We start from the raw sequence: 6386 nt of genomic DNA, 5'->3' as shown, positions 1-6386 counted from the left end.
ATCGTGCTTTTGGCGGAGGGTACGCGGCCGATCATCACGCACAGACCCGACGGGCGCAGCGTGAAGCCTTGGGGTTTTAGTGGGCCTGAAGATATAGCGGGCTTCACGGTGGGGGTGATGCCCGCTATGGGGGGCGTGCGGAAGGTCGGCTGTTTCCACTGATATGGCAAATAGCGGACATGTAATTTAATGCTGCAGACTGATTTTTATACCTTTCAATGAATCCATATGTTATAAAGTGACTAGTTTAGTGGTCAGGAGAAGCATTGTGCAGACTGTGAATTTGGTGGATGCAAAAGCCCACCTCAGTCGTCTGGTAGATCAGGCCATGCAGGGAGAACCTGTACGTATTATGCGTCGGGGAAAAGTTGTTGCACAGATCGACAAAGTTACACTTAAGCGTAAACCCGTTGATTTGAACGCTTTACGCACTCTCACAGCAAGCATGGCACCCCAGACAGTGTCCGCACGAGAGATGGTGCGGGATATGCGAGACGAGGCACGATATTGAGCATCTATATCGATACATCCGTTCTAGTTGCAGCCCTGACCAACGAGGCTGAGACAGATCGGATGCAATCTTGGCTGGCTAGTCAAAATCCTGACGCGTTGTATGTAAGCGACTGGGTCGCGACTGAATTCTCTTCAGCGCTTTCAATCAAATTGCGGACTGGTCAGATTACCGTCGCCGATCGGGCAAATGCGTTGGCCCTTTTTACTCGCTTGTCCGCTGAAAGCTTTCAGATTCTACCCGTGACAACACAGCAGTTTAGGGCTGCTGCGCGCTTTTCTGATCAATATACGTTGGGGCTGCGTGCAGGTGATGCTTTGCATCTTGCTGTATGTGCCGATCATGGAGCTACACTATGCACTCTTGATAAGCGCCTCGCTGAGGCAGGCCCCAATATTGGCATCAACACAAAATTACTATGATTTGTCGGTCGTGGGGGGAGAGCGGAATGTCCGGTTTCGGGCTGAGAGCTTTGAAAGCGGACTTCTTCCACGACGTTATTATCCAAACAAACGTAGTGCGTCATTGACATATAGGCCATTGGCGCATAATTATCTTGTATGACAAAATTGCAAACCGTTGTTGAGTTGCCTGAATTCATCAAGCGGGCGAAAGCCATAATGTCAGATGTAGAACGGACAGGTCTCATTAACATGCTGGCGAGAGATCCTGCTGCGGGAATATCTTTGGGAGGTGGTCTTCGAAAAATACGCTTTTCACGAGACAGTAGCGGTAAGAGTGGGGGCTATAGAACACTCTACGTTTTCGGTGGAACGCATATGCCCATCTTTCTGCTGACCGTTTTTGCTAAAAACGAGAAAGATAATCTCACGAAGATCGAGCAAACACACCTTATCCAAGTCAGTAAAACCTTGGTGGCCAGATATGGAGAAAAATCATGAGCGCCTATGACAGTATCCTACAAGGGCTGAACGAAGCCATTGCATATGCTGATGACCAGGATGTCAAAGCTCACGCTCATCATATTCAGGTCCCCGCGGTTAATGTAGCGGCTATCCGGGGTCAAACCGGCTTGTCTCAAACACAATTTGCAAAAAGTATCGGCGTAGCGAAAGGCACGCTGTTGAATTGGGAACATGGTCGTCGCCAGCCAACGGGACCGGCTCAAGTCCTCTTGGCTATGCTGGAGAAGCACCCTTCGCTAGTGAGTGATCTTTTAAGACAATAAGCTAATGTTTGTAATGAGGCTGGTTCACCATGAAAGAGCCTCATCTACCTTGTTTGTCGACAAATGGAGGAATTCGGTCTGTCCGGTTACGGCGAAGATTATTGAGAAGCAGACATCATAGGCATATTCCTTGCCAGCGCAACGTGACCGACAGCCGAGGTATTAAGGCGCCGCACGCAGAGACGCGCGGAAGAAAATCTTTGAGCGCAAGCGGCATATCGCCATCGATACTGACGGCCGGATTTTTATGATCCGCCTGACGCCTGCGAACACCTCCGATGGTGACGGCAGCCAGATGATCCGGGTCGTGTCCAGGGACGTGGTGTAGGAGCACCGGTACTCGACGGGTTTGATGGTGCACTCAGATTGCAATTGCAGAAAATGACTGAAGAAAGACTTTTCAGGAGGGCTGATGCGAACGAGCGTGGATAGATTCCAATCTTGAAGAATGGCAAAACAATGCTACCATTAGAGGGATAGGGTTCGCGTATAGGGGGCTCATAAAACAGCGAAATCGCAACTAGGCTCCGGAGAACATTCCGGGCCGAATTTCTGCAATTGAGGGCAAAATATCGTGGATTGTCAGCCAGATAGCGAATATGAGAAAGAATTTGACGCATTGCGTGCAGAAATAAAGATGAAAATATCAAAAGCAAATAAGTTTTTTGCGTTCTTCTTTGTGGCATCTCTATTTATATCATTAATACTATTGTTGGTAAAAATAAGCCACTATACGATAATTATATTATTTTTTCTGTTCATGATATTCGTTTTGGTGGCACTTTACATGCCAATTATATTGTGGAGTAAGAAATCTCATGCAAACCTTATACAGAATTCCGCTGCACGTCTTAGGGGCATCGACGTTACCATGCCCGCTTTTGATGCAAAGAACCCTCAACCAATAAAATAGCGGACACTCGGGAAAGTGTGCGCCGTTTTCATTTTCTTGCAACTAAAAAGCCTGCAGGGTAATTAGTATATTGAACCTGAGATACCTTGTAGGACGCTTGTGATGTACGCGTAAAAATAGAGTGGCCCCATGGGAGACAGGTCAAAGGTGAGCTAGGAAGAGCTTTATGATGAACGATAGCAACCTGCGTCGCACGCGCGTGCCGTCGACCGTTTTAGCAGGTTCGCTGACGGCTGCGGCTCGATGATTATATTGGGCCAGACCGCTTGGTCAAATCCAGAGTTCATCTGTAATTATAGAATTGCTCCGAGAAAACCCGGGATTTATGTAATTTTCGGGAGAATGCACGGCCGTATTCCTGTCGGCGATACTGGAGACACAGATGGTAGGGTCGGACCGAATTGGCCACAAAATGCCAGACCTCTATATGTCGGAATGTCGGAATCCAGCCCCTCAGGCATCAGGGCGCGAATCTACTCGCATTATAGAGGTCGTGGAAATAGAGGTATCAAACGCCGTCGTGAAAAAAGGATTCCACTTTGGTTTTCGTATATGGCAATAGATCCAAACGAAAGCTACGAGAGCGCAATACGCCTTAAGAAAATGGAAAGTTTGTTATTAGCCACTATGAAATTTCCGCTCAATATTCGGCCGGAAAGCAATAGGGCTGCTATTAAACTAAATAAATTGGTCCTTCTTGATCTCGAAAGGGAAGGAAAGAAGCCCCATTATTACGATCCCCGGGATGGCTAAAACAAAAGGGCATGAACTTGAAGCCATACTCGTTAAGTTAAAGCATAATCCAATCAAGCTAGTTCATATCCTGTGGCGGTGATATCGCGCGGTGACCTGTATGGGCAGATGTCGTCGATCGCGGCCATACGGCCCCTGCAGGGCCTCGCCGGTGCGCGGGGCAGTCCGCCTGAGCCATGTGTCCGCTACGGGGAGACGACCGGCAGCGTTCCTGCGCCCGAGAAGAGGCGGGAGCGGACTTTCGATTATCTAATACCCTTAAAACAAGCAGCTAGGGGTGCCGTGATATGCGCTTAGCTTGCGGCAGGAGACCTTTGAAGCGTGTTAGCAAGGGCCTCATAAACGCGTCACTGAACTGCCCCAAAAGAGGACTTCCCTGTAGGTAGAATGATGAGGTAGTCGGATCCAGATTGTATTCATCAAGCAAAATCCATTGCTGTAAGTTCTGATCTAGACCAGCCCTCCGTTTCTCCGTGGCCGGAATTTCAATCGCTATACGTCCAGCGTCTGGCTCACGTGTCGTCACGGGGAGCAAAAGGACGTAGTGTCTATTGTCCCGTGCTATGAACGCGGCGGCGACAGTCGTGGGACGATCCTTGCGGCCTTCACTTTCACCACGCGTATCTTGCCAATGCCACAAATAAGGATATCGTAAGACCATACCTGGTCGAAAATCCGCCTTCATGACTGCGGGGCGATGTCTTGCAAATAGCCGTCGATCGCCCCTTCGACGTCATGGGCTAGATCCATGGGCATGTCTGCTGTCGCGCCGACAAGACGCTGGCTCGCATCACGGGTAAGCGTTTCGTATTGTTCAACGCTGAGCATAATCAGCCGAGGCTTGCCGCGTTGATTGATTGAGACCGGGCTTTGCAGGGCACTAGCAATGATGTCACCCGATTTGCGAGATAGGTCGCTAGTCGAAAATGTACGCACGGCTTTCTCCTTCCTTGAAAGAGGATAATACAACAAATACAGCAATAATGTAAATAACAGCTAACTCCTTCCAGAAGGCCGTAGCATCATCCTGTTCGTGGTTGTCCGCTATGCGAAGCGCTGACTAGATATTTTTTCCTCAGATAAGTGGCGTAAGCCGTCTGTCTCTTGTGAATAGGACAGATGACTTACGCGTTGATTTATTCATGCTCTATGTTTCCGGCAGGACAGGCTCTTCAGCAAAAGGCCGATTGAGAATGGTCAGAACGTCATCTGCGGCATAGATTCTGTTGCGGGCATAGCCGGTGCGTTCCCTTAATATACCGGCCTGACATAATTGATGAATTGCTGTGAGAGCTGCTGGCGGCGTAATGGCCAGTAACGTACCGAGACGCTGTGCTGTAAGGACAGGATACGCTGTCAGAACATCGAGAGCTCGTAGTGATGCCGACCCTTTACGAAAGGAACGACGCGTCAACCAAACACGATGCAGTGTTTGAAGTGCCTCACGGGTTACCCGTAATTCTTGAACCGTCTCGATAATCGCATGCGCAATAAAACCGATTAGGGGCAGCCAATGAACACGCTGTTGAGCGTGTTTGAGAGCCGCGTAATACGCGTCTTTGTGTTGTTCGATATACGGTGAGAGATAAAGAGGGACATGATGCTCAGCGGCCATCATTAACGGCAGTAGCAGTCGACCCACGCGGCCGTTCCCATCTCGGAAAGGGTGCACAGCTTCAAAATGAGCATGGGCCAGTGCCATTCGGCTTATCAGGGACTGGGTCATCATATGCGGCCCATCTTCGCGCATATAATCAAGAGTATGGTCTAAACAGTGCGGGACCTCTGCAGGAGGTGGAGGATTATAAATGGAATAGGCAATGTGCCCATTGCCGCCAATCCAAACGACATCTTTGCGGAATGCGCCCGGAACATCGCGATAAGAGGGATCATGGCCAAGGACATGACGGTGCAAGCTCTGGATGAGATCCGTTTGAAAGATCTCTCGCCCTCTGAGGCGAGCAGCAGGCAGAAAATGTTCTAAAGCCAAAGCATAATCACGGACTTGCCGCACGGTATGCCCTGCATGGTCCTCATCTTCATCGGCGATTAGCAACTCATCGAGTGTGCTGTGTGTCCCTTCCATTGCTGAACTGCTGACCGCCTCACGGCGACTGAGAATACGGGTGATCTGGTAAGGGTCCGGTAGCGATTGAGCGATGTCATCTGCTTGTCCCAAGGCGCGTTGGGCTTGCGCGTGCAATGCCGTGACATCGTCTAACGGGATGCTTGTTTCCGGAAGTGGTTGTGGGCGGACCCCATAATGATGCTCATAAGGCGGAGGGAGCCGCACAAGACGTTCGCGCACACCGCCGGAGAGGTCCGTTCGTTTCATGAGGAATAACCTTTATCATACGATACCGCATTATATCCTTATTAAAGGTTATTGATATAACCTTTTCATCATTTCTCCTTTTCCCGCCCTTAAGAAAGCTTCCCCCTTATGATGACGGAAACGCTTTTGAGATCATGTGTGTGGGGCAGAGTAATTATCTCAGATAAACCGCAGAAACCGTGCGGCACTCACACGCAGGCTCCGTATCCTCAAAGCAGAGGAAGGAGAGCGTGTCATGTTACAAGAGCCGCAGCGCAGCCGTAAGGGCGCCTTGGCGGTGACACCCTGGCAAGATCGGACGCAAATGCAGCGTGACAAGATGTGCCGGGATGTGCGTCAAGAAGTGATGGCCATTCTGCGCAAAGGACCCATTACACTCGGGGAAATCCGTGCAGCCTTAGACCCCCAGAACGCCTCGGCGTTGTTGTCAGTCTTAACGCTCATGGTCAATGCAGGGGAAGTCGCGTCACTCGGTCACTCCATCTATACGCTGGTACCGTGGTGCCAGGCGGCCAAACCCGTTGCGGCCGAGCCGTTGACGGATTTGGTGTTTAATGCGGTCGCTTTGTACCGGAAAGCCAGCCAGATTATAGCATGGCTTGGTTTGCCTGAGTCGACCGTGCGCGGCACTTTTAGAAGCCCCTGCGCGATACAGGATTTGTCCATTACAATTGGAAGAATGACA

General features: G+C 50.0%; 7 protein-coding genes and 1 pseudogene. 5 read left to right on the top strand and 3 right to left on the bottom strand.

The features are described 5' to 3' along the window. The first annotated feature begins 268 nt into the window (after positions 1 to 268). The 4 genes from NTH01S_RS11015 to NTH01S_RS11000 all read left to right on the top strand — a co-directional run bounded on the left by NTH01S_RS11015 (position 269) and on the right by NTH01S_RS11000 (position 1700). Positions 269 to 511 (top strand): type II toxin-antitoxin system Phd/YefM family antitoxin, encoded by a 243-nt coding sequence (locus NTH01S_RS11015; RefSeq protein ID WP_068173675.1) that lies wholly within the window; start codon positions 269 to 271, stop codon positions 509 to 511. Further along, positions 508 to 933 (top strand): type II toxin-antitoxin system VapC family toxin, encoded by a 426-nt coding sequence (locus NTH01S_RS11010; protein ID WP_068173671.1) that lies wholly within the window; start codon positions 508 to 510, stop codon positions 931 to 933. Before NTH01S_RS11015 ends, NTH01S_RS11010 begins: the two co-directional genes overlap by 4 nt. Before the next feature lie 138 nt (positions 934 to 1071). Beyond that, positions 1072 to 1413 carry a type II toxin-antitoxin system RelE/ParE family toxin gene (locus NTH01S_RS11005; RefSeq protein ID WP_068173668.1) on the top strand — a complete coding sequence of 114 codons (342 nt, stop codon included), beginning with the start codon at positions 1072 to 1074 and terminating at the stop codon, positions 1411 to 1413. Continuing rightward, positions 1410 to 1700 carry a helix-turn-helix domain-containing protein gene (locus NTH01S_RS11000; protein ID WP_068173666.1) on the top strand — a complete coding sequence of 97 codons (291 nt, stop codon included), beginning with the start codon at positions 1410 to 1412 and terminating at the stop codon, positions 1698 to 1700. Before NTH01S_RS11005 ends, NTH01S_RS11000 begins: the two co-directional genes overlap by 4 nt. Positions 1701 to 3637: 1937 nt before the next feature. On the opposite strand, the gene NTH01S_RS10985 is transcribed toward NTH01S_RS11000, so the two are convergent. The 3 genes from NTH01S_RS10985 to NTH01S_RS10975 all read right to left on the bottom strand — a co-directional run bounded on the left by NTH01S_RS10985 (position 3638) and on the right by NTH01S_RS10975 (position 5701). Then, a complete protein-coding gene (locus tag NTH01S_RS10985; RefSeq protein ID WP_068173673.1) occupies positions 3638 to 4027 on the bottom strand; it encodes a hypothetical protein in 390 nt (129 codons plus the stop codon). Positions 4028 to 4047: 20 nt separating this feature from the next. Continuing rightward, positions 4048 to 4302 carry a type II toxin-antitoxin system Phd/YefM family antitoxin gene (locus tag NTH01S_RS10980; protein ID WP_068173661.1) on the bottom strand — a complete coding sequence of 85 codons (255 nt, stop codon included), beginning with the start codon at positions 4300 to 4302 and terminating at the stop codon, positions 4048 to 4050. A gap of 211 nt (positions 4303 to 4513) precedes the next feature. Then, a complete protein-coding gene (locus tag NTH01S_RS10975) occupies positions 4514 to 5701 on the bottom strand; it encodes a Fic family protein (protein WP_068173659.1) in 1188 nt (395 codons plus the stop codon). Positions 5702 to 5936: 235 nt separating this feature from the next. On the opposite strand from NTH01S_RS10975, the pseudogene NTH01S_RS10970 reads away from it, so the two are divergent. Further along, positions 5937 to 6386, top strand: a pseudogene (locus tag NTH01S_RS10970) (hypothetical protein); the annotation flags it as partial.

Origin of the sequence: Neokomagataea thailandica NBRC 106555 (genome assembly GCF_001598495.1) — a bacterium.
GTDB classification, from domain to species: Bacteria; Pseudomonadota; Alphaproteobacteria; order Acetobacterales; family Acetobacteraceae; genus Gluconobacter; species Gluconobacter thailandicus_A.
The sequence above is the reverse complement of the archived record's forward strand: the minus strand, read 5'-3'. Positions and strand labels throughout refer to the sequence as shown.